Source organism: Streptomyces sp. NRRL F-525, from assembly GCF_000716605.1.
In the GTDB taxonomy this organism is placed as follows: Bacteria; Actinomycetota; Actinomycetes; order Streptomycetales; family Streptomycetaceae; genus Streptomyces.
This window is the reverse complement of sequence record NZ_JNXE01000133.1, coordinates 1-468: the sequence shown is the minus strand read 5'-3', so window position 1 is coordinate 468 and position 468 is coordinate 1. Positions and strand designations below refer to the sequence as shown.

Sequence of the window (468 nt, the reverse complement as noted above, 5' to 3'; positions counted from 1 at the left end):
ATGGAGTTCGCCAACGAGCTGGGCCTGGGCACCGGCAACATCACCTCCTACGGCCGAACCGTCTACGCGATCTCCCTGACCAAGGCCGCGCTCTCCCTGGAGCGCTCCATCGGCATGCACATGCTGGTCAAGCCGGGTCCGGAGCCCGGCCACCTCGCCAGCCAGCGCGTCGCGCTCTCCTCGTACGCCTACCTGGAGCGCATCGCGATCGAGGAGTACATCGGCGGCGGTACCGAGGCGGACGCGCAGAAGCTCGAGGACGCCGAGGCGAAGCTCAAGACGGACGGCGCGGCCATGGCCAAGGAGGCCAGGGCCAAGGACCCGGACTACGTGCCGCCGCCGTCCAACCCGACCACGATGATCTCGGAGCTGGCACGGCTGGACTCGACGGATCCCAGTGCGCGGGCCGACCTGGCCCAGCAGGGCATCACGCCGGAAAACTGGTGGGCGGTCAACACCCTCAAGTTC

Annotated in this window: 1 protein-coding gene; it reads left to right on the top strand. The window is 68.6% G+C overall.

Annotated elements, in window-relative coordinates; translation table 11 throughout:
- Positions 1–468, top strand: a 468-nt coding sequence (locus OO69_RS48210; RefSeq protein WP_033287398.1) for a nitrate- and nitrite sensing domain-containing protein, incomplete at both ends; no start/stop codon positions are given.